General features: G+C 49.1%; 18 protein-coding genes and 1 pseudogene. 15 read left to right on the forward strand and 4 right to left on the reverse strand.

All coding sequences use genetic code 11. From position 1 onward, the window contains the following. Positions 1 to 39: 39 nt before the first annotated feature. The 3 genes from CF168_RS00785 to hslR form a co-directional block, all read right to left on the reverse strand. The gene (locus CF168_RS00785; protein ID WP_089066674.1) at positions 40 to 1581 is read right to left on the reverse strand and encodes a phosphoenolpyruvate carboxykinase; all 1542 of its coding nucleotides are present in this window, start codon (positions 1579 to 1581) and stop codon (positions 40 to 42) included. Between the two features lie 201 nt (positions 1582 to 1782). Beyond that, a complete protein-coding gene (gene hslO, locus CF168_RS00790) occupies positions 1783 to 2643 on the reverse strand; it encodes an Hsp33 family molecular chaperone HslO (protein WP_089066675.1) in 861 nt (286 codons plus the stop codon). A gap of 36 nt (positions 2644 to 2679) precedes the next feature. Further along, complete coding sequence (gene hslR, locus CF168_RS00795; protein ID WP_089066676.1) at positions 2680 to 3078, reverse strand: ribosome-associated heat shock protein Hsp15; 399 nt, start codon at positions 3076 to 3078, stop codon at positions 2680 to 2682. Between the two features lie 251 nt (positions 3079 to 3329). Between hslR and gspC the strand changes: the two genes are divergently transcribed. From gspC to CF168_RS00855, 12 genes are all read left to right on the forward strand, one after another. Then, complete coding sequence (gene gspC, locus CF168_RS00800) at positions 3330 to 4256, forward strand: type II secretion system protein GspC (RefSeq protein WP_089066677.1); 927 nt, start codon at positions 3330 to 3332, stop codon at positions 4254 to 4256. Positions 4257 to 4280: 24 nt separating this feature from the next. Beyond that, positions 4281 to 6395: a type II secretion system secretin GspD gene (gene gspD / locus CF168_RS00805; protein WP_089066678.1), complete on the forward strand. Its 2115-nt coding sequence runs from the start codon at positions 4281 to 4283 to the stop codon at positions 6393 to 6395. Continuing rightward, positions 6392 to 7957, forward strand: a complete 1566-nt coding sequence (gene gspE, locus CF168_RS00810; RefSeq protein WP_089066679.1) for a type II secretion system ATPase GspE — start codon at positions 6392 to 6394, stop codon at positions 7955 to 7957. Before gspD ends, gspE begins: the two co-directional genes overlap by 4 nt. A gap of 3 nt (positions 7958 to 7960) precedes the next feature. Continuing rightward, entirely contained in the window at positions 7961 to 9184 is a 1224-nt protein-coding gene (gspF, locus tag CF168_RS00815; RefSeq protein WP_089066680.1) for a type II secretion system inner membrane protein GspF, read from the forward strand. A 69-nt stretch (positions 9185 to 9253) separates the two neighbouring features. Next, positions 9254 to 9688, forward strand: a complete 435-nt coding sequence (gspG, locus tag CF168_RS00820) for a type II secretion system major pseudopilin GspG (RefSeq protein ID WP_011715426.1) — start codon at positions 9254 to 9256, stop codon at positions 9686 to 9688. 1 nt (position 9689) lies between these two features. Then, on the forward strand, positions 9690 to 10262 hold the full coding sequence (gspH, locus tag CF168_RS00825) for a type II secretion system minor pseudopilin GspH (RefSeq protein ID WP_089066681.1): 573 nt from the start codon (positions 9690 to 9692) through the stop codon (positions 10260 to 10262). Further along, positions 10249 to 10617, forward strand: a complete 369-nt coding sequence (gene gspI / locus CF168_RS00830) for a type II secretion system minor pseudopilin GspI (RefSeq protein ID WP_011715428.1) — start codon at positions 10249 to 10251, stop codon at positions 10615 to 10617. Before gspH ends, gspI begins: the two co-directional genes overlap by 14 nt. After that, positions 10598 to 11365: a type II secretion system minor pseudopilin GspJ gene (gspJ, locus tag CF168_RS00835; protein ID WP_089066682.1), complete on the forward strand. Its 768-nt coding sequence runs from the start codon at positions 10598 to 10600 to the stop codon at positions 11363 to 11365. Before gspI ends, gspJ begins: the two co-directional genes overlap by 20 nt. Then, positions 11362 to 12360 carry a type II secretion system minor pseudopilin GspK gene (gene gspK, locus CF168_RS00840; protein WP_011620996.1) on the forward strand — a complete coding sequence of 333 codons (999 nt, stop codon included), beginning with the start codon at positions 11362 to 11364 and terminating at the stop codon, positions 12358 to 12360. The genes gspJ and gspK overlap by 4 nt, the downstream gene beginning before the upstream one ends. Positions 12361 to 12408: 48 nt before the next feature. Continuing rightward, positions 12409 to 13596, forward strand: a complete 1188-nt coding sequence (gene gspL, locus CF168_RS00845) for a type II secretion system protein GspL (protein WP_011620997.1) — start codon at positions 12409 to 12411, stop codon at positions 13594 to 13596. A 1-nt stretch (position 13597) separates the two neighbouring features. Then, positions 13598 to 14074: a type II secretion system protein M gene (locus CF168_RS00850; protein WP_011620998.1), complete on the forward strand. Its 477-nt coding sequence runs from the start codon at positions 13598 to 13600 to the stop codon at positions 14072 to 14074. Between the two features lie 14 nt (positions 14075 to 14088). Beyond that, the gene (locus CF168_RS00855; protein WP_011624783.1) at positions 14089 to 14850 is read left to right on the forward strand and encodes a type II secretion system protein N; all 762 of its coding nucleotides are present in this window, start codon (positions 14089 to 14091) and stop codon (positions 14848 to 14850) included. A 64-nt stretch (positions 14851 to 14914) separates the two neighbouring features. On the opposite strand, the gene yrfG is transcribed toward CF168_RS00855, so the two are convergent. Further along, entirely contained in the window at positions 14915 to 15577 is a 663-nt protein-coding gene (gene yrfG, locus CF168_RS00860) for a GMP/IMP nucleotidase (RefSeq protein ID WP_023266223.1), read from the reverse strand. Between the two features lie 334 nt (positions 15578 to 15911). Here yrfG and CF168_RS00865 point away from each other — a divergent pair, with 334 nt between their 5' ends. The 3 genes and pseudogenes from CF168_RS00865 to CF168_RS00870 all read left to right on the forward strand — a co-directional run bounded on the left by CF168_RS00865 (position 15912) and on the right by CF168_RS00870 (position 25739). Further along, a complete protein-coding gene (locus tag CF168_RS00865; RefSeq protein ID WP_089066683.1) occupies positions 15912 to 16754 on the forward strand; it encodes a sulfotransferase family protein in 843 nt (280 codons plus the stop codon). 15 nt (positions 16755 to 16769) lie between these two features. Next, positions 16770 to 17474 (forward strand): annotated as a pseudogene (locus tag CF168_RS22710) (DUF4347 domain-containing protein); the annotation flags it as partial. Positions 17475 to 17813: 339 nt separating this feature from the next. Continuing rightward, positions 17814 to 25739 (forward strand): putative Ig domain-containing protein, encoded by a 7926-nt coding sequence (locus tag CF168_RS00870; protein ID WP_430980738.1) that lies wholly within the window; start codon positions 17814 to 17816, stop codon positions 25737 to 25739. Positions 25740 to 25822: the final 83 nt, after the last annotated feature.

The following is a 25822-nucleotide window of genomic DNA, read 5'->3' on the forward strand; positions in this document are numbered from 1 at the left end:
TGTGTTTGATTACATTATCTAAATGAGTCCGCTACCCGCTTATGCCTTTGGGCCAGCGTTACGGATGGCATCTGACACTTGGTACTTAGCGAAGTTCTTAGTGAAGGCTTCGGCCAGTTTTTGGGCGTATTCGGCGTACAGTGCCTTATCGCTCCAAGTGTTCACAGGGTTGAGTAGGTTAGTGTCTACACCGGGTACCGCCACAGGCACGGCCAGATTCAGCGTCTCTAAGTGTACGGTGTCGACGTTTTTCAGCTCACCGCTGACAATCGCATCGACAATGGCGCGCGTCGTTGGGATATCGAAACGTTTACCAATACCGTGTGGACCGCCAGTCCAGCCAGTGTTAACCAAGTACACTTGGCTACCGAATGACTCGATACGCTTCATCAGCAGCTCAGCATACACGCCCGCAGGACGTGGGAAGAAAGGCGCGCCGAAGCAAGTCGAGAAGGTTGACTGAATCGCCGAGGTTGAACCGATTTCAGTCGAACCGACTTTAGCGGTGTAACCAGAGAGGAAGTGATAAGCCGCTTGCTCTTTGCTCAGGATAGAAACCGGTGGTAATACGCCAGACACGTCGCAGGTTAAGAACACCACTGCGTGCGGCTCGGCGCCACGGTTGTCTTCTTTACGCTGAGCGATATGCTCGAGTGGGTAAGCTGCACGGGTGTTTTCCGTCAGGCTGCTGTCTTTGTAGTTAGGCACGCGGTGTTCGTCCATGACCACGTTTTCCAGCACAGTACCGAAGCGAATCGCATCCCAAATCACTGGCTCGTTCTTTTGGCTCAGGTCGATACACTTGGCGTAGCAGCCGCCTTCGATGTTGAATACGCCGCCTGGTGCCCAGCCGTGCTCATCGTCACCGATCAGGAAGCGTTTTGGATCCGCAGACAGCGTGGTTTTACCCGTGCCTGACAGACCGAAGAATAGGGTAGTGTCGCCATCTTTACCTACGTTTGCCGAGCAGTGCATTGGCAATACGCCTTGGGCTGGCAGCAGGAAGTTTTGTACAGAGAACATCGACTTCTTCATTTCGCCAGCGTATTTCAGGCCCGCTAGCAACACTTTGCGCTCGGCAAAGTTTAAGATCACCGCCGCATCTGAATTGGTACCATCACGCTCAGGAACACAGACGAAGTCTGGCGCGTTGATGATTTGCCATACAGGCTTGTCTTGACGGTTAAATTCTTCTGGGATGATAAAAAGGTTGCGGGCGAACAGTTGGTGCCAAGCGTATTGAGTCGTCACACGCACTGGCTGGTAATGTTCTGGATCTGCACCGACTTCGAGGTCAGATACAAACAACTCTTTATCGGCGAGGAATGCTTCTACACGCGCCCATAATCCTTCAAAAGCACCGGGTTCAAATGCTTGGTTGACGGGTCCCCATTCGATGTCAGCCGCTGAACTGTCTTCTTTTACAATGAAGCGATCGCCAGGAGAGCGACCTGTGCGGGTACCGGTTTTAGCAACCAGTGCGCCGTTTGCAGTCAATTCACCTTCGCCGCGTAGCAGGGCAAATTCGACCAGTTGTGCTGTTGAGGGGTTGTAGTGAACGCGGTTTAATCCATCCGCCATAGTGAGGTCTCCATTGACTTGTATTTGTAAGGTTATTTTTTTATCGATCGTCTGCCGATTTTGTTTTTATTTATCGCGCTAGTCGTGCTAGGCGACAAAGTGTGCCGATTGTATCCTATCCGTGGGTAAAGTGTGAGCTGGATCATTGAGGCGGTACAAAAAAGGGCACCCTAAGGTGCCCTTTTAACAGTCAATTTTGACTTACTGCTGGGTATTTGAGCCGGTGCCGTTGGCATAAATGGCTGCGATATCAATGCCATCGAATACGTATTTCGCATTGCAGTATTCACAGCCCATTTCGACTTTACCGTCTTCGGTCAGAATGGCTTCGACTTCGGCTTGATCAATCGTTTTGATCGCGGCTGCGCTGCGCTCACGTGAGCAAGTGCATTTAAAGCTGACTTCGATAGGATCGAATAGACGCACTTCTTCTTGGTGATATAGGCGGTGCAAGATGTCCTGCGCATCTAAGGTGAATAACTCTTCCGCCTTGATGGTCGCGGTCAGCTGACACAAATGCTCGAAGTCGGCATTGTGGTCTTCTTGGCTTGGCAATACTTGCAGGAACATACCCGCAGCTTGTTTACCGTCGGCAAATAACCACAGTGCAGTAGGTAATTGCTCTGACTGGTTAAAGTAGTCTTCAACACAGGCGGCTAAGGTTGGCTTGTCGAGGGCGACCACGCCTTGGTAACGCTCACCTTCATCCGGTGTTAGGGTGATAACCATATAACCTTGGCCAAACAGATCGGCGAGGCTTGCATCGTCGGCTAACTCACCTTCCCAGCGCGCAATACCGCGTAATTGCTGCTGGTTATTGCCATTGATCACCGCCAGTGATACTGGGCCGTTACCCTGCAACTGCACGCTGATATCGCCACTGAATTTTAAGGTGGCGGTTAACAGCGACGTTGCCGCCAGCAATTCACCCAGCAGGATTTGCAACACGGGTGGGTAAGCGTGTGAGCCAATCACCTGTTGATAGCTGTCTTGTAACTGTACGAGTTCACCACGCACATCGGCATTGTCGAACAGGTAGCGGTTTAAAATATCTTGTATCATCTTGTATCTCACTGTTAGGTAACTTTTACGTAATTCTTAGTATTCTTTAAAACGGATAAGTTGGCGTCGTTGCTTTTTATCCGGTTTATGGTCGGGCGCAGGATTATTGAGAATATTCAATCGTCTTGCTTCGGCGTTTACCGCACGCTTGGCCACACTAGCAGCCGTTTCTTCGTACAATTCCTGCGCAATCGTCGCGCTTTGGCGCATTTCAGATAATTTTTTTATGACGATCTCTTTATCGTCATATCCTTGTCGTATCTTAAGGACGGCACCTATCTCGGCATTCTTACTAGATTTGGTGCGAGCACCGTTGTAATGTACTTTGCCGCCGTTGATCATTTCTTTGGCAATGGCACGGGTTTTATAAAAACGTGCGGCCCATAACCACTTATCGAGTCGAACGCTGCCACTGTCGCCTGAACTTTGCGTCATAGTGTCTCCAAGATAAAAGCTCGATGAGCTCACATGCTGAGCAATAAAATGCCTAAGTCGCATTGCGATGATGTTAAAGGGTGGTGCGCTTCACACCCTTTTGAGGCGGGCAAAGTTAGCATAAATGGCCAATTTTCGCCAATTGCAATACTGTTATGGGCTTGTTGCCAAATGCGGCCTAGGTTAGCATGTGGCGAACATTATAAATTTTATAATCAGAACAGAGACCTGTATTGAGGGTCCACATAAATATGGATTTATTAGATAAAGTTATCGCTAAAGCTGCAGGTATTCCGCATAAGCCATTGAGTCAGGTTGTTTTCTGGTTTGGTTTTATTCTGAGTTTACTCTTAGCCGCGCAAATTACATGGAAACTCGTACCTAGCACTTCATCCCCAACGGCTTGGTCGCCAACGGCTGTCACGACAACGGGCAAAGGCGCTGGGCAAGTTGATCTTGCGGGATTACAGCAGCTTGCACTGTTTGGTAGAGCCGATGCCAAATCGGATAAACCGAAAGTGGAAGTGGTTGAGACTGTGACCGATGCGCCCAAGACTTCCCTCTCTATTCAATTAACGGGTGTGGTGGCTTCAACCGCCGATCAAAAGGGCCTCGCGATTATCGAGTCCAGCGGCAGCCAAGAAACCTACAGCCTAGGCGATAAGATCAAAGGCACTTCGGCGTCGTTAAAAGAAGTCTATGCCGACCGGATTATCATCACTAACGCAGGCCGTTACGAGACCCTGATGCTCGATGGTCTGGTTTACACCAGCCAAAGCCCTGCGAATCAGCAATTACAAAAGGCTAAGAGTGAAAAGGCCGAAGTGGTTAGCCGCGTTGATCAACGCAAAAATACTGGAATTTCCCAAGAGCTGGCCGAATCCCGCAGTGAACTCTTAGCCGATCCCAGCAAAATTACCGATTACATCGCGATTTCTCCCGTTAGACAGGGCGAAAGCGTCGTGGGTTACCGTTTAAACCCAGGTAAAGATGTGAACCTTTTTAAGCAAGCGGGCTTTAAACCCAATGACCTTGCAAAATCGATTAATGGATACGACCTGACTGTGATGAGTCAGGCGTTAGAAATGATGAGCCAATTGTCTGAATTAACTGAAGTTTCTGTTATGGTTGAACGGGAAGGGCAGTTGGTTGAAATCATGTTTAGTTTGCCGCAATAACACGCGTTAGGGGAAAGTAAAATAATGAATAACAAACGGATTCGACGCAAACTGATTGCTGGAGTTGTGGCGGGCGCCACTATGCTGACCTCGCAATTTGTTTGGTCTGAACAATATGCGGCCAACTTTAAAGGCACTGATATTCAAGAGTTTATCAATATTGTTGGTAAAAACTTGAACAAAACCATCATTGTTGACCCGACGATTCGCGGCAAGATCAACGTTCGCAGCTATGATCTGCTCAATGACGAGCAGTATTACCAGTTCTTCCTCAACGTGCTGCAAGTATACGGTTATGCCATCGTCGAGATGGAAAATAACGTTATCAAAGTGATCAAAGACAAAGATGCGAAAACCGCGGCGATTCGTGTTGCTAATGACAACGATCCTGGCCTAGGCGATGAAATGGTTACCCGCATCGTGGCGTTGTATAACACCGAAGCCAAGCAATTAGCACCATTATTACGTCAGTTAAACGATAACGCTGGTGGTGGTAACGTAGTGAACTACGATCCATCAAACGTGCTGATGCTCTCTGGCCGCGCTGCGGTGGTTAATAAGTTAGTTGAAATCATTCGCCGTGTAGATAAACAGGGTGATACCTCTGTTCAAGTCGTGCCACTTGAATATGCTTCTGCTGGCGAAATGGTGCGAATTATCGATACCCTGTACCGCGCGACAGCTAACCAAGCGCAGCTTCCCGGACAAGCGCCTAAGGTTGTTGCCGACGAGCGGATTAACGCCGTAGTGGTCAGTGGTGATGAAAAGAGTCGTCAACGGGTGGTGGAGCTGATCCACCGTCTCGATGCGGAGCAAGCCAGCACGGGCAATACGAAAGTACGTTATTTACGTTATGCCAAGGCCGAAGACTTAGTTGAAGTGCTAACCGGTTTCGCCCAAAAGTTGGAAGGTGAAAAAGATCCTAGCGCTCAGGCAGCGGGTGGTGGCAAACGTCGTAATGAAATCAATATTATGGCCCACACTGATACTAACGCATTAGTGATCAGCGCTGAGCCAGATCAAATGCGCACTATTGAAAGCGTGATCAACCAACTCGATATTCGCCGCGCCCAAGTATTAGTAGAAGCCATTATCGTGGAAGTTGCCGAAGGCGATAACGTCGGCTTTGGGGTGCAATGGGCCGCGAAAGCGGATGGTGGCACTCAGTTCAATAACTTAGGCCCAACCATAGGCGAGATTGGCGCGGGTGTATGGCAGGCGCAGGATAAAGAAGGAACCTATATCACTAACCCAAGCACGGGCGAGGTGATTGGCCAGAACCCAAAAACTAAGGGTGATGTGACCTTGTTGGCGCAGGCCTTAGGTAAAGTGAATGGTATGGCATGGGGTGTAGCCATGGGCGACTTTGGCGCCCTAGTACAAGCTGTGTCGGCCGATACCAACTCAAACGTACTGGCAACACCTTCTATTACTACCTTAGATAACCAAGAAGCATCTTTCATCGTCGGTGATGAAGTGCCTATTCTGACTGGTTCTACCGCCAGCTCAAACAACAGTAACCCATTCCAAACCGTTGAGCGTAAAGAGGTTGGGGTGAAGTTAAAAGTGGTGCCGCAGATCAACGAAGGTAACGCGGTTAAGCTTGCGATTGAGCAAGAAGTCTCCGGCGTAAACGGTAACACGGGTGTGGATATTTCCTTCGCGACTCGCCGTTTAACCACTACTGTTATGGCTGATTCAGGCCAAATCGTGGTACTCGGTGGTTTGATTAACGAAGAAGTCCAAGAAAGCGTGCAGAAAGTGCCATTCCTCGGTGATATTCCGGTACTTGGCCATCTATTCAAGTCGTCTTCTAGTAAGAAGACCAAAAAGAACCTGATGATCTTTATCAAGCCCACTATTATTCGTGATGGTGTGACTATGGAAGGAATTGCAGGCCGTAAATACAATTATTTCAGAGCATTACAACTTGAGCAGCAAGAGCGTGGCGTGAACTTGATGCCAAATACTCAAGTGCCAATCTTGGAAGAATGGAATCAGTCTGAGTACGTGCCACCGGAAGTAAACGATATTTTGGATCGTTACAAAGAAGGCAAAGGGTTAGAAACTCAGATGCGTAAAACGGACTCGACCCTCAAGTCGCTGGATGAAAACAAGAACAAAGACAAAACACAATGAGTGAAATACAAGTAACCCAAGTCGAGGATTTAAGCCTAGTTTCTAACGAACTAGGTCTTGAAGCCGAAGGTGATGAGGTATTTCGCTCTAGCAGCAAAGAGCGTTTACCCTTTGCCTTTGCCCACCGCCATGAAGTGATTTTAGCCTATGGCGATGATGGCGCCTTGAACCTGTTTTATACCGCCAAAACCCCATTAGCGGCCATGCTCGAAGCGCGCCGCTACTCAGGGGTGGATTTGCCTTTAGTGTTGCTCGAGCCAAGCAAGTTTGAGGCGAAATTAACTCAGGCTTATCAAGCCAACTCCTCTGAAGCGCAGCAGCTGATGGAAGATATTGGCAACGAGATGGATTTATTTACCCTCGCTGAAGAGTTGCCACAAACCGAAGATCTGCTCGAAGGCGATGATGATGCGCCTATTATCAAGCTGATTAACGCCTTGTTATCTGAAGCGATTAAAGAAGAGGCCTCGGATATCCATATCGAAACCTACGAGAAGCAATTGGTCGTGCGTTTCCGTATCGACGGTGTGCTGAAGGAAGTGCTTAAACCGAATCGTAAGTTGTCATCTCTGTTGGTGTCACGGATTAAGGTAATGGCGCGCCTCGATATCGCCGAGAAACGTGTACCGCAGGACGGCCGTATTTCGCTGCGGATTGCGGGTCGTGCGGTGGACGTGCGGGTATCGACCATGCCATCAAGCCATGGCGAGCGGGTGGTGCTGCGTCTGTTAGATAAAAATGCCGGTAATTTGGACTTAAAACAACTGGGTATGACCGACAGTATCCGTGCCCAGTTCGATGAGCTTATCCGTCGTCCACACGGCATTATTCTGGTGACTGGCCCTACGGGTTCGGGTAAGAGTACCACGCTGTACGCGGGTCTTACAGAAATTAACTCTAAAGATACCAATATCTTAACCGTTGAAGATCCTATCGAATACGAATTAGAAGGTATAGGTCAAACCCAAGTGAATACTAAGGCGGACATGACCTTCGCCCGTGGTCTACGGGCGATTCTGCGTCAAGACCCGGATGTGGTAATGATCGGGGAAATCCGTGACCTAGAAACCGCCCAAATTGCGGTGCAGGCGTCTTTGACTGGTCACTTAGTGATTTCAACCCTGCATACCAACACGGCCTCTGGCGCGATTACCCGTTTGCAGGACATGGGCGTAGAGCCTTTCTTAGTCTCATCGAGTTTGCTTGGGGTATTAGCCCAGCGCTTAATTCGTACTCTTTGTCCAAAATGTAAAACAGAACATGTGCCCGATGAGCGTGAGCGTGAGCTGCTGGGTATTACTGCGGATGATCAGCGCCATATTTACCGCGCCAATGGCTGTAAGGCCTGTGGTAGCAGTGGCTACCGTGGTCGTACGGGTATCCATGAGCTGTTGCTGGTCGATGATAATGTGCGCGAGCTGATCCACGGTGGACGTGGCGAACTGGCGATTGAGAAATATATCCGCCAGTCGGTACCAAGCATTCGCCACGATGGCATGAGCAAGGTGCTCTCAGGTATCACCACTCTGGAAGAAGTCCTGAGGGTGACCCGCGAGGAGTAAGCTATGCCAGCATTTGAATATAAGGCGCTGGACGCCAAGGGAAAACAGCTAAAAGGGGTGATTGAGGCGGATACCGCCAGACATGCCCGTAGTCAGCTGCGTGACCAACGCATGATGCCGCTGGAGATTTTGCCTGTCACCGAAAAGGAAGCCAAGGCAAAAGGCACCGGATTCTCGCCCTTTAAACGCGGGATTTCGGTGGCGGAATTAGCATTGATCACCCGTCAAATTGCCACGCTAGTTGCGGCGGGCTTACCGATTGAGGAGTGTCTCAAGGCGGTGGGTCAGCAATGTGAGAAGGCGCGCTTAGCCAGCATGATCATGGCGGTACGCTCCCGCGTGGTGGAAGGCTATAGTCTGGCCGACTCTCTTGCCGAATTTCCGCATATTTTCGATGACTTGTACCGCGCCATGGTGGCCTCGGGTGAAAAATCCGGTCACTTAGAAGTGGTACTGAACCGCTTAGCCGATTACACCGAGCGTCGCCAGCAGCTGAAGTCCAAACTGCAACAGGCGATGATTTACCCCATTATGCTAACGATTGTCGCTATTGGGGTGGTATCAGTGTTATTGGCCGCCGTGGTGCCAAAAGTCGTTGGCCAATTTGAGCATATGGGCGCCGAGTTACCGGCGACGACCCGTTTCTTAATTGCCGCCTCAGACTTTGTCCAACACTATGGTCTGTTTGTGATCTTGGCGATCGGTATTCTGCTGGTGGTGTTCCAGCGTCTACTCAAGTCACCGATTTTCAAGATGAAATACCATACGTTTTTGCTAAAAATGCCGGTGATTGGCCGAGTGAGTAAAGGACTCAATACTGCGCGTTTTGCGCGTACCTTGAGTATTTTATCCGCCAGTTCGGTGCCTTTGTTAGATGGGATGCGCATTGCCAGCGAAGTATTGCAAAATGTGCGGGTGCGAGCGGCGGTGGATGATGCCACGGCGCGCGTACGGGAAGGAACTAGCCTAGGCGCAGCGTTGACTAACACTAAGCTATTCCCAGCGATGATGTTATATATGATCGCCTCGGGGGAGAAGAGTGGTCAGCTCGAGGAAATGCTTGAGCGTGCTGCGGATAACCAAGATAGGGAATTTGAGAGTAATGTTACACTGGCGCTGGGTGTGTTCGAACCCATGTTGGTGGTGAGCATGGCGGGGGTTGTACTCTTTATCGTGATGGCCATTCTGCAACCTATTTTGGCACTGAACAATTTGATTAGTGGCTAGTTTTTAATTTATGGATTATTGCCTCTTTGGACTCAGAGATGGCGCAGGTTTTTCTAGGAGATGTAGTCGATGCAAATGAACAAAAAGCACAAGGGTTTTACCTTACTCGAAGTGATGGTGGTAATCGTTATCCTCGGTATTTTGGCGTCTATGGTGGTGCCAAACCTGATGGGCAACAAAGATAAAGCCGATCAACAGAAAGCGGTATCTGACATAGTGGCGCTCGAAAACGCCTTAGATATGTACAAGTTAGATAACGGTGTTTATCCAACGACTGAACAAGGTTTAGAAGCCTTAGTACAAAAACCAACCATTTCACCCGAGCCACGTAACTACCGTGAAGAAGGCTATGTGAAGCGTTTACCACAGGATCCATGGCGCAATAACTACTTACTGTTAAGCCCAGGCGAAAACAGCAAGTTAGATATCTTTAGTGCAGGCCCAGATGGTCAGCCAGGTACCGAAGACGATATCGGTAACTGGAACTTACAGAACTTCCAATAAGATGTTAACGCTGCGCCACGCCGGCTTCACCTTGATGGAGGTGATGCTGGTGATTTTGTTAATGGGACTCACCGCTGCGGCGGTGACTATGTCTATTGGCAATTCAGGCCCACAACAGGCGCTGGAAAAAAATGCGCAGCAATTTATCGCCGCCACAGAGCTAGTGCTGGATGAAACCGTATTGAGCGGTCAATTTATCGGTATCGTGGTGGAAAAAACCAGCTATCAGTTTGTTTATTATAAAGATGGTAAATGGAATCCATTGGAGAAGGACAGGATTCTGTCTGAAAAACAAATGGAACCCGGCGTAGTGCTGAATCTAGTGCTCGATGGTTTACCCTTAGTGCAGGAGGATGAGAAGGACGAGTCGTGGTTCGACGAGCCCTTAATCGAGCCTTCTGCGGAAGATAAGAAAAAGCATCCAGAGCCGCAGATTTTGCTGTTTCCGAGTGGTGAAATGAGCGCCTTCGAGCTGAGCTTTATGACCAAGACCGACAAGGGGCCACTCGATGTGTTAGTGGTGGGCGATGCCCTTGGCCGTTTAACCCTAGGGCGACCCGATGAAATACGCTAAGGGTATGACCCTACTCGAAGTCATTGTGGCCTTGGCGGTATTTGCCATCGCCGCCGTCTCTATCACCAAAAGCTTAGGTGAACAGATGGCGAATATGCCGATTCTGGAGTCACGCACCCTTGCCCAATGGGTGGCGGACAATCAAATGGTCGACGCCAGACTCGATCCGCAATTTCCCGAATTAGGCAAAAAAGAAGGGCAGGTAGAACTCGCGGGTAAGGATTGGTACTGGCGTAAAGAAGTGGTGAAAACCACGGATGATAACTTTCGCATGATCCGCATTAGTGTCAGTGAAGATGAACGTTATCAGCGTATTGCAGCGCAAGTGAGCAGTTATGTCCTTAAAACAAACTAAGGCTCATAAGGGATTTACCCTGCTGGAAATGCTGATCGCGATTGCGATTTTTGCCATGTTAGGTTTAGCCGCCAATGCGGTGTTAAGCACTGTGCTGACCAACGATGAAGTGACCCGTAACTTCTCGGTGCGTTTAAAGGCATTGCAGCAGGGCTTTGGCGCGATTGAGCGCGACCTTGGGCAGATGGTGGCGCGGACACCCAGATTACTCGAAGGCGGCCGTGGTACCACAGTCTTCCAAACAGGTAACGATATTTTAGATTCGGAATCAGAGGCCTTAGTGTTCTACCGCTTAGGCTGGCTCAACCCCGACGGCATATTGCCCCGTGGCAGCATACAGTCAGTTGCCTACGTGGTGCGCGAAGGAAAATTAGAGCGTTGGTATTTTCCGTATCCCGAACCCGAGTTTGGCGCCGAGCCAATGAAGACTGTGATTATCGATAAGGTGCTCTCGGTCGAGTATTCCTTCTTTATGGAGGACAAATGGGAGCGTAAGGTCGAAGCGACCAAGTTACCCAAAGCCATCGCAATGGAAATTGAGATTGAAGGCTTAGGCAAAATTCAACGTAAGTTTATGTTGCCCTTGGGCGCGGCGGCGCCAGAAAAGTCCAATGATGAGGACAACAAGAACGATAACGCCGATGACAATAAAGACGACAACGGCGACCAAGACAATAACGGCGATGGCTCGGGTAACGGTGAAGAAGATCCCGGCAAAGGTGACCCAGGTAATGAGGATGGCGCATGATAAAGCGAAGTCCGACTAAACAACGTGGTGTCGCGCTGATTGTGGTGCTATTGATCGTGGCCATGGTGGTGATTATCGCCACCAATATAACCAGCCGTAATCAGTTGTCGATGCGCCGCACCTTAAACTTAGCCCAGTACGATCAGGCCTATTGGTACGCGATTTCCGCCGAAGAGCTGGCGAAGAAAATCCTTAAGCAGGACTTAGACGATTCGGAAGGCCGGGTACACAAGCAACAATATTGGGCCATGAGCGACGTGGTATTTCCGGCGGAATATGGTGAGATTGCAGGCAAGATCACCGATATGCGTTCGTGTTTTAACTTAAATGCTTTGTCCGTCACCACAAAAGATGTGGAAAACGGTCAACCTAAATTGCCGTTAGCGGCAAAGCAATACAAAGCGTTATTAGTGAGTTTAGGGATGGATGATTTTACCGCGGATCATTTAACCCAAACCCTAAAGGATTATATCGACGAGGACACGGTCGCGAGTCCATATGGCGCCGAAGATGCCGAGTACGAGGCGCGAAATGTGCCTTATCGCGCCGCAAATACCCTGATGAATCACAGGAGTGAGTTGCGGGCGGTGATAGGTTACACCCAAGATATTTATCTGAAATTATTGCCTTATATTTGCGTCATTCCGGGGAATGACAGACAACTGTTAAACGTAAACACCATAGAGGTTGAGCAAGCGGCGCTGCTGGCGGCCATGCTGGATAATCAGATTTCGGTTGGCGAGGCCGAAAGCATTATCAACCAACGCCCCGGCGATGGTTTTGCCAAGATCGATGATTTTTATGAATCCTCCTCAATGGGGTCGATTAAGTGGGAAGATGCGATGAAGTCCAGTTTTGTGGTGGACAGTCAGTACTTCCTCCTCGCCTCGGGCGCAAAGGTCGACAACGCCATTTTTAGAATGGAGAGCGTGCTCAAAAAGAGCAGCGGTAACAAAATGGATGTGCTCACCCGTCAGTTTGGTGGACAAAAATAATAGCAAACAAGCTCAATCTTTTAAGATGGAAGCTGGTGGAGAAAAACTGTGAGTGAACGGCTATTTATTCGCTTAGGCAGAACCGCAGAGCAGGCATGCTCTTGGCTGGTTTGGTCCGAACAAGAACAAGAAATTATCGCCTCTGGTGAACTTGCCAACGCCCAAGGTTTATCAACCTTAACCGAGCGCGCGGGAAATCGGCCTATCGATGTATTGGTGCCAGCCTCCGCCATGACGCTCACCAGCGTGAATCTGCCCGAAAAAGGCCAACGTCAAGCCTTAAAAGCCCTGCCTTTTATGCTGGAAGAAACCATCGCCGATGATGTGGATGCGATGCACTTTACCGTTGGCCCACGCAATGGCGATGCCCTCAGCGTGGTAGCCGTTGCCCATGAGCAAATGCAAACTTGGCTTAGCTGCTTGGCTGAAGCGGGTTTAAAAGTGAAGCGTATCGTGCCCGATTGCCTCGCCTTGCCATTGCAGGAATGCCAATGGGCGGCAATGCGTTTCGGTAACGAGTTATTACTGCGTACAGGATTAGGAACCGGCCATAGCCTGCCTTTACCTTGGCTGCCAGTCGCTATGAAGCAACTGACGGCACAGGCCGACGAAGTGTCGGTCGCCAGTTACACTGAGATGGAGCTGGACGGCGTTGAGCTTAAGCCACAGCCGCTCGATTTACCTATGTTGGTGCTAGCGCGCGGTATCTTACATGCGCCCATCAACTTACTCACGGGTGTGTATACGCCGAAGCGCGAATACAGTAAGCATCTGTTGCAATGGAAAAATGCCGCAATCGTATTAGGTGTTGCCATTGTCTTGTCCTTGGTGAATAAGGGCTTAACTATTCATCAGGTGAATGGCCAGATTGCCGATTTGAAGGCACAGAGTGAAGCCATTTATCAACAAGTGGTGCCGGGGAACTCACGCATTGTGAATTTACGTTCGCAGATGGAAAGCCAACTGCGCGCACTCCAAGGCCAAGGCAGTGGTGCTGAGTTTTTTGCGATGCTCGATGGTTTACAGGACGCCTTTAAACAAGTGCCCGAGCTGAAACCAAACACCCTAAGATTTGAGAGCGCCCGTAATGAAATCCGTATGCAAGTTACGGCTAAGAATTACGCGCAAATTGAGAAGTTTAAAGAGATAGTCGGCCGTCGTTTCCAAATGGATGGCGGTACGATGAACAGCGGTGAAGATCAGGTCACCAGTACCTTAACCTTGAGGAGCAAATAAGATGGATAATTTGCGGACTTGGTGGCAAGGGCTTGCATCGCGCGAGCAGCAAATCGTCGGATTCGGCGCCGTTTTCTTAGTGATCGGCGTGTTTTACTGGGGCATCTGGACACCCATTGCCAATGCCGAAGCCAATGCTCTACGCAACTTAACGGCGCAGCAGCAGACACTGACCTATGTAAAGCAAACAGCGAATAAAATCGCAGGCTTAAAACAAAGCGGCGCTAAACCGACAATGTCAGGCAGCTTAAGCTCGGTCGTTAACCAAACAGCGGGCACTTACGGATTAGTGATCACTCGTATGCAGCCCCAGGGCGATAAAATCCAAGTTTGGATGGATGATGTGCCATTCGATGCCTTACTCAATTATTTGAGTGACTTAGTGCAGAAAAAAGGCCTATCACTTGAGAGTGTTGATTTGGCAGAGGCCGACGCGGCTGGCTATGTCAAAGTAAGACGTATCCAACTAGCGCAATAGGTTAAGGTGTAGCTGTGAGTTTGATAAAAAAAATCATTATAGGTGTACTGGTTTATTTAGTGTTTTTACTGGCGTTATTCCCTGCCAGTGTCGCTGTGCGCCTCGCACCACTGCCTGCAAATGTGGGGATTTCTGGCGTGAGTGGCAGTATTTGGTCTGGCAGCATTGAAACCTTAAATCTGCAGCAACGCCAATTGGAACAAGTACGCTGGGAGCTGAGCCCTTGGGCGTTGTTTTTGGGTAAAGTGAAGCTGGATTTTCAAGTGGGTAGCCGTGCAACCCCAGTGAGTGCCAAAGGGTTAATCACTTGGTCAATGGGTGGTATCAGCGCTCAAGGATTGCGTTTTGAAGCGCCCGATAGCTTCTTGATTGGCAATGCTAAACTGCCCTTTAGAACCGAAATTAACGGTGAAGTCAGCCTGCTGGTGGAAACCCTAGAGCAAGGTAAGCCTTGGTGCGAGCAGTTATCGGGTAAGCTGTTTTTAAATCAAACCAATGTGAAGAACCAATTCGGCAATTATCCACTGGGTAATATCGAACTGGGGCTGAGTTGTGTTGAGGGTAAAGCCCAGCTTGCTACCGATGAGAGCAAAAACCAGTTGGGGATTATCGGCACGCTACAGCTAGACGAAGGCAATATGGTCAAGGTTGCCGCTAAGATTAAAGAAACCAACGAACAGCCAGAAGATATGCGTAAATCCCTCGGTATGCTCGGCAAACGTGGCAGCGATGGTTACTTCCCTGTGGTTTATCAAGGTCGTATTCCAGGGCTTTAATCTTAGATAAGCTTGTGCATGATTCGATAAAGGCACCTTAGGGTGCCTTTTGTATTTTAAGGGATTAACCCGCGAGATCGGCAAACAGCAGACGATAGTCGCTAATGGCCGGAAAATCATTGAAGGTTTTAGCCGGTTTTTGGCTATCGGGATTGCTGATCCCGAGCTGATGCCCCACGCCCGCTAAGCGCGCTGCATTTAAAATAGGCTCGCTATCATCGATAAACAGGCAGCGCTCTGGCACTAGGGCGAATTTTTCAAATAGCGTTTGCCAAAATTGTGGGTGTTCCTTGGGATAACCCGTTTCATGGCTTGAAATCATCGCATCTAAGCCGCTCGCCAGTTCAGTGTGCTCCAGCTTAAGGGCAAGACTCTTAGGGTGGGCATTGGTGACTAAGATGCGTTTTTTCCCAGCGGCGGCGAGGGCATCGAGAAAAGGCATACTGTCTTGGCGCAGCTGAATACGGTCAACTAAGTTACGGTGAAGCCCCATAATGTCGAGCTGCAGCTCGGACTGCCAATAATCGAGGCAATACCAATCTAACGTGCCCGCGACTCTGCCGTAGGCTTGTTCCACCAGTTGTTGTGCCTGACTCTGGCTTAATCCCCGCTGCTTGCTCAGCTCCTGTGGCACCAGACTCAGCCAAAAATGGTTATCAAAGTGCAGGTCGAGCAAGGTGCCATCCATATCGAGCAGTACTGTATCAATCTTCTTCCAGTCAAACATGGGATGTCCTGTGTGGTTGCTATTTGTCCAACAAAAAGTGGTGAATATATTCCTAACGACAAAACATGTTTTCAGATGTTTCGTATTTGTTTTGCGCTATCCTTATTTGGCGTCTATTTTGTTTATTGTTGGTTAAATTTTATGGGTTGAAATCGGTAAGTCGAAATGATTATACCGTGAATTCAACACTGCTTTGGATAACTGCCCTAGATTGTGTGGGTAAGAAGTTCATTTATCCACATAAGTTTATTTTCACCCAGATTATGGTTAGGTGTCTTAGTCGTACGCTTTGACATTTCTATATAAATAATGATTTCAGAAAGCAAGGGATTGAATGGCGGCTCAATTACATTTTATTTCGGGTTTACCTCGTTCTGGCTCCACGCTGCTTGCCGGAATATTGAGGCAAAATCCACGTTTTCACGCTGCTATGAGTAGTCCTGTTGCGGGACTTGTGAATGGCGCCTTGGAGCAAATGGGCGCAGGAAGTGAAAGCTATTCCTTTTTTGATGAACAAAAGCGCAAAGCCATTTGTCGAGCATTGATCGATGCCTACTACAGCGATAAAAGCCAAGCAGTTATTTTTGATACCAATCGTCTATGGACAGCGCGTCTTCATCAGTTAGTTGAATTAGTTGATGATTTTAAAGTGATTTGTTGTGTGCGAAATCCTGCATGGATTATGGATAGCTTTGAAAAAATTTACCGTAAAAACCCCTTTGACTACAGTCGGATGTTTAACGCAGCTACTCGGCAAACCGTATATAGCCGCTGCGAAGCTCTTATTAATACGGGTGGTAGTGTGGGGGCCGCTTGGACGGCATTAAAAGAGGCTTATTACGGCGAATATTCAGATCGATTGTTATTGGTGGATTACGATTTGCTGACTCAGCATCCTGCTCGCACTCTAGAATTAATTTACCGCTTTATTGGCGAGCCTTTGTTTGCGCATGATTTCGATAATGTCGATTATTCAGAGAATGAGTTTGATCAAAACCTAGGTGTAAAAGGTTTACATAACGTTGGTAGAAAGGTGGAGTTTAAAAGTCGGCGCAGCATTTTGCCGCCGGATTTATTTGTGAAGTACCAAGAAATGGACTTCTGGCTGGATACTACTGGCACTGCAGCCAATATTATTGCCAGTAAAAAGTCGCCAGTAATACCAGTTAAAAACTAAGGAACTTAGAGTACTATGGCAAACAAAATTCTTACCGGGTTGTCTTCTCTGTTGCTTCCCTTTGGGCTTTATGGCGCGCCCGTGCAGCTTTCTTCTGGTTATTCACGTTCGTATCTTTCGGCTACGGCTCAAGGAAACCTACTTCCAGTAAGCACTGCTGCATCTTCAAAGGTGCTACGCGGATTAGCGCCTGAAAAGGCTAACGACCTAGATATAATTGGTGCCTACCTCGTTAAGGAGTTGGTGGTTATTGATTCTGCTGTACCGGACAAACAACTCTTTTATCGTGGCCTTAAACCCGGGATTGATATTGTTGAAATCGATTCGAGCCAATCTGGGGTACGTCAACTAAAGACTATTCTCGCTAAATATCATGACCTTACTGCAATTCACATTGTCTCCCATGCGCAAGAGGGAGCCTTGTTACTCGGTAACTCTCATATCACTGCCGAGAATATCAAGAAAGAAATGGAGGTTTTCGCTGCCTTAAATGGTGCAGTACGCGAAGGTGGTGACCTGCTGTTTTACGGTTGTGAGTTAGCGGCAAATGCTGCTGGTGAGGAGTTGCTGGATATAGTTCAGCACAACACTCATCTGGATGTGGCTGCATCAAACAATTTAACTGGAGATGCACGGCAACATGGTGACTGGAACTTAGAAATTCAGCGCGGTCATATTGAGACTGAACTGGCCTTTACCGAAAAAGCGCTTAAGGATTTTTCTGCGGTCTTAGGCCAGTATACGCCTTTGAATTTTTGTCCAGACGGATATAGTTTTAATGTACCGAGTGTCACTTCTACAGATACACACTACACTATTACAACCTCTCCAAATCGTTTATATTGTGCCCGATTCGGACAAGTGGGTTACTCAATTCCAATGCCATCCACACACACTATTACCGTGACTGGCAGTAACGGAGTTTTTAATCTTAGCCAGCTTCAAATAGGCGGTGGGACTTGTCCAACTAACAAGGTCTACGGCTATAACAGTAACTCATTAGTTGCTTCGTCGACTAACAATCCTCCAGATCCTACGAACTTTAAAACAGATATTAATATGTCCGCTTTTAGCGGAATAGCTATCGATAAGTTTGTTATTAAACTCTCTAGCTGTGCTGGTTCATCGGGTATCGCCTCATTTACCGTGCCCGATCCGGATAATACGCCGCCAACAGTAAATTCAGTAAATTCGAGTGTCGCAAATGCTACGTACAAAGTGGGTGATGTCATTGGTGTTCGGGTGAACTTTAGTGAGGTTGTAAACGTTATTGGCACTCCACAGTTAACCCTTGAAACTGGTTCAACAGATAGGGTAGTGAATTATTCAAGTGGTACAGGGACAAGTGCACTGCTCTTTAATTATACGGTTCAGGCAGGGGATACCACGTCCGACTTGGATTATGTGACAACGAATCCCCTGTCACTCAACGGCGGTTCTATCAAAGATGCTGCGGCCAATAATGCAACACTGACATTACCATCTCCGGGGGCTGCCAACTCTCTAGGGGCCAATAAAAACATCGTCATAGATGGCGTGGTGCCTACTGTGTCCTCGGTCACGTCAAGCACAAGCAGTGGCACTTATAAAGCTGGTGATGTGATTAGTATCCAGGTGAATTTCAGTGAAACAGTCAATGTGACCGGTACACCGCAACTGACGCTGGAAAATGGATCAAGTAATAGGACTGTGAACTATTCGACTGGGTCAGGTACTAGTTCGCTCACATTCAGTTACACAGTACAAGCGGGAGATATCTCCAGCGATCTGGATTATGTGGCAACAAATTCCCTTGCACCCAATGGGGGTACAATTAAAGATGCTGCAGGTAACAATGCGACTTTAACTCTTGCATCGCCTGGAGCAGCAAACTCCTTAGGTGCGAATACAGCGATAGTGATTGACGCGGTGACACCTTCGGTGACGAGTATCGCCCCCAGTGGTGGAGCAGTATCAACTGATACCAGTGTGGATTTCACGGTGAACTTCAGTGAGTCGGTGAGCAATATTTCCACCGATGATTTCAGCTTAGTAACAACTGGCGGTGCAATGGGCACAATTGCCAGTGTGTCCGCTAGTACAGGTTCCAGTGTGACAGTGACGGTCAGTGGTATCAGTGGGAATGGCTCGATCAAGCTCAATCTGAACGGTTCAACAAACATTTCAGATGCCGCAGGTAATTCAGGTCCTGCTGCCTATAGCAGCGGTACAACCCACACGGTCGCAATTCCTACTGCACCAAGTGCACCTACGATAGGTACGGCAACAGCGGGGGATGGTCAAGCAAACGTGACCTTCACAGCTCCTGGCAGTAATGGTGGTTCGGATATTACCACTTACACCGCAACAGCTAATCCTGGAGGGGCGACAGGAAACTGTGCTGGTCCTGCAGCCTGCACCATTACAGTTGGATCATTAACTAACGGTACTGCCTATACCTTCACTGTAACTGCGACCAATGCTATTGGAACTGGCTTGGCATCAGGGAGCTCAAATGCAGTAACTCCGAAAGCTGATCAGATCATTACTTTTGCGCAACCTGCCAATTATAACTTTGGTGCTACACCAACGCTGACGGCGACTTCTAATTCAGGACTGACAGTAAGTTTCTCGTCGTCAACCTCAGGCGTTTGTACTATCACTTCCGGTGGCGCGCTTACCTTTGTCACTGCCGGTACTTGTACTATAGATGCCGATCAATCCGGTAACGCTGCGACTAATGCCGCTATGACGGTTACGCGTTCGTTTGCTGTTAATGCGGTAACACCGACGGCACCAACAATCGGTACTGCAATCGCAGGGAATACTCAAGCATCGGTTAGCTTTACCGCTCCTGTAAGTAATGGCGGTGCAGCGGTTACGGGTTATACAGTTACCTCTAATCCCGGTGGTTTTATTGGATCAGGAACCAGCTCGCCAATTGCTGTTACTGGTTTGACAAATGGAGTGTCCTATACATTTACCGTTACCGCGACCAACTCTGTCGGGACAGGTTCTGCTTCCGCAGCGTCCAATTCTGTTACTCCAGTGTCACCTCAGACAATTACTTTTACGAATCCTGGTGCACAGAGTTTTGGTTCCTCGCCAACTTTAGTCGCGACATCCGACTCAGGGTTAACAACGACTTTTACTTCATCAACTACAGGGGTTTGTACTATCACAACGGGCGGAACCCTGACGTTCGTTACGGCTGGTTCTTGCACCATTAACGCTGACCAAGTGGGTAATTCATCCTACTTGCCTGCAACTCAAGTTTCCCAAACCTTTACAGTTAATCCTGCATTGCCTAGTGTTCCTACAAGTGTAACTGCGACGGCTGGGAATGCTCAGGCAAGTGTGGCCTTTACCGCTCCGGTCAATACTGGTGGCACGAGTATTACAGGTTATACAGTAACAGTCAGCCCTGCGGATGTTGCACCAATTAATGGTTCAGGTTCACCGATAGTAGTGTCGGGTTTAACTAACGGGCAGGCTTATACTTTTACTGTCACTGCTAATAACTCAGCAGGAACTGGTCCTGCATCAGCAGCATCCAACTCGATAACCCCCAAAGCGACTCAGATCATTACTTTCAATAACCCCGGTGCGCAGAACTTTGGTTCGTCACCAATGTTTAGTGCGACTTCTGATTCTGGTTTGTCACCGACCTTTACTTCATCCACAACTGGTGTCTGTACGATCACAAGCCTTGGTGCTGTTACATTCGTCACTGCGGGAACTTGTACTATTAATGTAGATCAGTCTGGTAACGCCAGTTATTTACCAGCGACTCAAGTTAGTCGTTCCTTTACAGTGAATGCTGTTGTTCCTGGTGCGCCAGTCATTGGCACGGCGACAGCGGGTGATGCTCAAGCCTCGGTGAGTTTTACCGCTCCAGGATTTAGTGGTGGTACAGCAGTTACGGGATATACCTTAGTCTCTACTCCTGGTGGTATTACCGCATCGGGTGCTTCTTCACCCATCACTATTACGGGATTAACCAATGGAACTTCCTATTCATTTACTGTAGCTGCGACAAATTCGGCTGGTTTAGGTAGTGCTTCAGCGGCAAGTAACACAGTAAAACCCAATGGCGCACCAGTCATTAATGGCACACCAACGTTAACCGTTAACCAAGGTGCGTTATATAACTTCGCGCCAGTAGCGACTGATTCCCTTGGAGATAGTCTAACGTTTAGTATTAATCAGACTATTTCATGGCTGACCTTTAATAGCGTAACGGGAGCTTTATCTGGCACACCTTCTAATCAAGATGTGGGTGTGATTAACGGTATTGTGATCAGTGTGTCAGATGGTTCACTGTCTGCCAGTCTTCCTCCCTTTGATCTGAGAGTGATTAACGTCAACGATGCACCGACCATCAGTTCAACGGCGTTAACGAGTGCCACTCAAGATGCTGCCTATAGCTACACCTTGGTGGCGACGGACAGCGACGTGGGCGACAGTCTCACCTTAAGCGCCGTGACACTGCCAAGCTGGCTGAGCTTCAATGCGGCGACGGGCGTGCTGAGTGGTACTCCGACTAACGCTAATGTGGGTAGTCATGCAGTAGTGTTACGCGCCACAGACGGAGATGGTCTGACGTTTGACCAGAGCTTTACGATTGTGGTGGCGAACGTCAACGATGCACCGACCATCAGTTCAACGGCGTTAACGAGTGCCACTCAAGATGCGGCCTATAGCTACACCTTGGTGGCGACGGACAGCGATGTGGGCGACAGCCTCACCTTAAGCGCCGTCACACTGCCAAGCTGGCTGAGCTTCAATGCGGCGACAGGCGTGCTGAGTGGTACCCCAACTAATGCTAACGTGGGTAACCATGCGGTATTGCTACGAGCAACGGATGTTGATGGCTTAACCGCAGACCAGAGCTTTACGATTGTGGTGGCGAACGTCAATGATGCACCGACCATCAGTTCAACCGCACTCACCAGTGCCACCCAAGATGCGGCCTATAGCTACACCTTGGTGGCGACGGATAGCGACGTGGGCGACAGTCTGACCTTAAGCGCCGTGACACTGCCAAGCTGGCTGAACTTCAATGCGGCGACAGGCGTGCTGAGTGGTACCCCAACTAATGCTAACGTCGGCAGTTATGCGGTAGTGTTACGCGCTACGGACGGAGATGGTCTGACGATTGACCAGAGCTTTACGATTGTGGTGGCAAACGTCAACGATGCACCGACCATCAGCTCGACGGCAATAACGAGTGCCACTCAAGATGCAGCCTATAGCTACACCTTAGTGGCGACGGACAGCGATGTAGGCGACAATCTCACCTTAAGCGCCGTCACACTGCCAAGCTGGCTGAGCTTCAATGCGGCGACGGGTGTGCTGAGTGGGACTCCAAGTAATGCTAACGTTGGTAACCATGCGGTATTGCTACGAGCAACGGATGTTGATGGCTTAACCGCAGACCAGAGCTTTACGATTGTGGTGGCGAACGTCAATGATGCGCCGACTATCAGTTCAACGGCGTTAACGAGTGCCACTCAAGATGCAGCCTATAGCTACACCTTGGTGGCAACGGACAGCGATGTAGGCGACAGTCTCACCTTAAGCGCCGTCACACTGCCAAGCTGGCTGAACTTCAATGCGGCGACGGGCGTGCTGAGTGGTACTCCAACTAACGCCAATGTCGGCAGTCATGCGGTGGTGCTACGTGCCACGGACGGGGATGGTCTGACGATTGACCAGAGCTTTACGATTGCGGTGGCAAACGTTAACGATGCACCAGTTGCTACCAATCAGACAGTAACGCTAGAAGAAGATAGTTCGCTGATGATCACGCTTGCCGCTGAGGATGTCGATAATGATCCTCTGACCTATGAGATCACCGCGCAACCTACCTCTGGTACCTTAGAGCAACATGGTAGTGTCTGGCTCTATACACCTGAGAAGGATTTTAATGGTACTGATTCTATTGGCTTTATCGCTAAAGATGCAGAGTTAAGCTCAGAGCCAGCGACTGTCACAGTTACGGTTACGCCAGTGAACGATGATCCTCAAGCTGTCGATGACAGCTATATCTTAACCAGTACCCCCAATGACACCTATTCGCTGGCGGTGTTGGCAAACGATGTGGATGTCGATGGTGACAACTTAACCATTGATGGTGCTGCTGCGGATATTGGCAGTGTACAAATCACCTCGGATGGACTCAGCTTTACCGCGCCCGAGGCTTATGTGGGGCCTGTTGCACTGCGTTATACCATTAGCGATGGAAACAAAGGCCGAGCAACCGCCAAAGTGAATGTGCTGATTGAAGGCGCTGACTCAGCGAATCAACCTGTGATCACCCTACCTGATGATGTGGAGGTGAATGCGACAGGTCTGTTTACGCGGGTGAAACTCGGTTTTGCCAAGGCGGTTGACCGTAATGGGCATCCATTACCTGTGTCGCTGGTGAATAAGAGCTTGTTCTTCGCCCCTGGCAACTACTTAGCCTATTGGCAGGCAGTGGATGGCGAGGGTAATAAGGCGATTAAAGCGCAGAAGGTCAAAGTCAATCCATTGATTTCACTGAGCAAAGATCAAGTTGTTGCTGAAGGCAATCAAGTGACAGTGAGTGTTCACCTCAATGGTGAGGCGCCAAGTTATCCACTGAGTATTCCATACACAGTATCCGGTTCAGCCGATAGCAGCGACCATGATTTGGTTGATGGTGTTGTCGAGATAACCTCGGGTCAAATGGCAGAAATCCACTTTACTACCCTGAACGATGGTGTGACCGAAGGGAATGAAGAGGTGCTTATCAGCCTAGATTCAAGCCTGAATCTTGGTAGTAAGCAGCAGACTCAAGTGGTGATTACCGAAGCTAATATTGCACCACAGGTCAGTTTAGCGGTGACTCAAGCTGGCCAGCAGCAAGTCATTGTCGCGCAAAATGGCGGTGATGTGCATATTCGTGCCACTGCCTCCGATGCCAATGAGCAAGATACATTGACGCTGACGTGGGCAAGCGGCGCGTTAAGCTTGCAAGCGGATGCGACAGGCATGACATTCTCTCCAGCCCCGGTGTCACCGGGGATTTATCCTGTGAGCCTAACGGTGACCGATGATGGTTCGCCTGTGCTGTCGAGTACCGAAACTGTGTACATCGTAGTGCGCCCAAGTTTAGCTGCATTGACGAGTGCCGATACGGATGGCGATTTAATTCCCGATGATCAAGAAGGCTATAGCGACAGCGATCGTGATGGCATCCCAGATTATTTGGATGCAAATAACGACTGTAATGTAATGCCTGAAGGTGAATTGCAGCCAGTCTACTTCTTGGCCGAAGGGCAGGCGGGCGTCTGTTTACGTTTGGGGAATATTGCCCTAAGCCGTGGACAGAGCGGCGTGCAGCTACAGCCAGAAGCCGTGGCAGAAGATGCTTTAGCCGCAAATGTGGGCGGTATTTTCGACTTTATCGCCACGGGCCTACCACAACAGGGCCAAAGCTATAGCTTAGTATTGCCACAACGCTCACCTGTTCCTGCGAATGCCGTCTACCGCAAGTTCAATGCTCAAGCGGGCTGGCGAGACTTTGTGATTGATGCAAACAACATTGTTGCCAGTACCGAGGGTGAACGTGGTTTCTGCCCGCCACCTGGGGATAGCCGTTGGACGCCGGGATTAACCGAAGGTCATTGGTGTGTGCAGTTGACCATCGAAGATGGCGGCCCTAACGATGATGATGGTGTGGCTAACCGTACTATTGTTGACCCAAGTGGTGTTGCTGTGATGCTTAATGGTAACCACTTGCCTGTCGCCAATCCCGACTCGGCAGCAATTGCTTGGAACCAGAGTATCGATGTGAACGTGCTTGCCAATGATACGGATAGCGATGGGGATAGTTTGAGCGTCACACAAGTGATTAGTGAGTTTGGCACTGTCACAGTGTTAGCTGATCAACGGATCAGTTACACACCGGCGGCAGACTTTATCGGCACCGATGTGTTGGTGTATAGCATTACCGATGGCAAAGGTGGTACGGCAAGTAGTGAGCTGACGATAGTGGTGAATGGCAACACGGCACCTGTGACTGTCGACGACAGCGCCGCCACCGATGATCGCACCAGCCTGCTTATCGATGTGCTGAGTAATGACACCGATGTGGATGTTAATACGTTGACCCTGCTTAGTGCGACGGCTCAACAAGGCACTGTGACTATCGAGGCGAATAAACTGCGCTATATCCCTAAAACAGGATTCGATGGTGTGGATACCGTGACCTATAGGATTAGCGACGGCCAAGGTGGTGAAGCGACGGGGCAAGTGCTTATCACAGTGAAAGCCTATCAAGAGGTCATTATCGATAATAAGTCAGGAGGAGGTAGTATGACCTTATGGGCGTTGGCATTCATCTTGGCTTGCGCGATGTTGCGTCGCCGTGAGTTACAGCGATTGGCCTTAGGCTGCCTGTTATTGCTCAGTGTGACGCAACAGGCACAGGCAACAGACTGGTATGTTGAGGGTTTTATTGGCCAAGCTCAGGCCGATAAAACACTGCCTGAGTTGAATACCCAAGTGGGGGAGGGACAGCTCCTCAACGTCGATGACTCGGATACTGCTTTTGGGGTGAGTCTGGGTTATCAATGGACGCCGACCGTAGCGTTAGAACTGGGCTATGCCGATTTTGGTGAAGGAAGTGCGAGAATTAAGGGCGCAACGCTAACGCCGGAGCAATACCATGAGCTGGTGAAAACCGTCACTCCAGTCCTTGCCGATGGTGTTACGTTGGGCTTGAGATTTACCTTGCTGCAGCATCAAGGTTGGCGCTTTGAAGTGCCCGTTGGCTTGTTCCATTGGCAAGCCGATATCAGTAGTACCATGGGCAATACCACGATCAAGACCGATTTAGATGGCACCGATTGGTATGCGGGAGTGCGTTTCAGTTACCAATTTAGTGATGCTTGGTCTGTAGGCTTAGGTTATCAATACATTGATATTGAACCGAATGACCTATTGAGCTATCAACTCAATCTGCGTTATCAGTTTTAGTTTATGTCGACATTAAAAGGGGCCTAGCCCCTTTTTTGTTGGTGAATTTTCGCGATAAAAAGCGGAAAGTTTTAACCGCTTCT

Origin of the sequence: Shewanella bicestrii, assembly GCF_002216875.1 — a bacterium.
Taxonomy (GTDB): Bacteria; Pseudomonadota; Gammaproteobacteria; order Enterobacterales; family Shewanellaceae; genus Shewanella; species Shewanella seohaensis.

What these genes read in the sequence shown, in the direction of transcription:
- CF168_RS00785 (WP_089066674.1), bottom strand. Translation starts at nt 1,581, where the DNA reads ATGGCGGATGGATTAAACCGCGTTCACTACAACCCCTCAACAGCACAA.
- hslO (WP_089066675.1), bottom strand. Translation starts at nt 2,643, where the DNA reads ATGATACAAGATATTTTAAACCGCTACCTGTTCGACAATGCCGATGTG.
- hslR (WP_089066676.1), bottom strand. Translation starts at nt 3,078, where the DNA reads ATGACGCAAAGTTCAGGCGACAGTGGCAGCGTTCGACTCGATAAGTGG.
- gspC (WP_089066677.1), top strand. Translation starts at nt 3,330, where the DNA reads ATGGATTTATTAGATAAAGTTATCGCTAAAGCTGCAGGTATTCCGCAT.
- gspD (WP_089066678.1), top strand. Translation starts at nt 4,281, where the DNA reads ATGAATAACAAACGGATTCGACGCAAACTGATTGCTGGAGTTGTGGCG.
- gspE (WP_089066679.1), top strand. Translation starts at nt 6,392, where the DNA reads ATGAGTGAAATACAAGTAACCCAAGTCGAGGATTTAAGCCTAGTTTCT.
- gspF (WP_089066680.1), top strand. Translation starts at nt 7,961, where the DNA reads ATGCCAGCATTTGAATATAAGGCGCTGGACGCCAAGGGAAAACAGCTA.
- gspG (WP_011715426.1), top strand. Translation starts at nt 9,254, where the DNA reads ATGCAAATGAACAAAAAGCACAAGGGTTTTACCTTACTCGAAGTGATG.
- gspH (WP_089066681.1), top strand. Translation starts at nt 9,690, where the DNA reads ATGTTAACGCTGCGCCACGCCGGCTTCACCTTGATGGAGGTGATGCTG.
- gspI (WP_011715428.1), top strand. Translation starts at nt 10,249, where the DNA reads ATGAAATACGCTAAGGGTATGACCCTACTCGAAGTCATTGTGGCCTTG.
- gspJ (WP_089066682.1), top strand. Translation starts at nt 10,598, where the DNA reads ATGTCCTTAAAACAAACTAAGGCTCATAAGGGATTTACCCTGCTGGAA.
- gspK (WP_011620996.1), top strand. Translation starts at nt 11,362, where the DNA reads ATGATAAAGCGAAGTCCGACTAAACAACGTGGTGTCGCGCTGATTGTG.
- CF168_RS00850 (WP_011620998.1), top strand. Translation starts at nt 13,598, where the DNA reads ATGGATAATTTGCGGACTTGGTGGCAAGGGCTTGCATCGCGCGAGCAG.
- yrfG (WP_023266223.1), bottom strand. Translation starts at nt 15,577, where the DNA reads ATGTTTGACTGGAAGAAGATTGATACAGTACTGCTCGATATGGATGGC.
- CF168_RS00865 (WP_089066683.1), top strand. Translation starts at nt 15,912, where the DNA reads ATGGCGGCTCAATTACATTTTATTTCGGGTTTACCTCGTTCTGGCTCC.
- CF168_RS00870 (WP_430980738.1), top strand. Translation starts at nt 17,814, where the DNA reads ATGTCCGCTTTTAGCGGAATAGCTATCGATAAGTTTGTTATTAAACTC.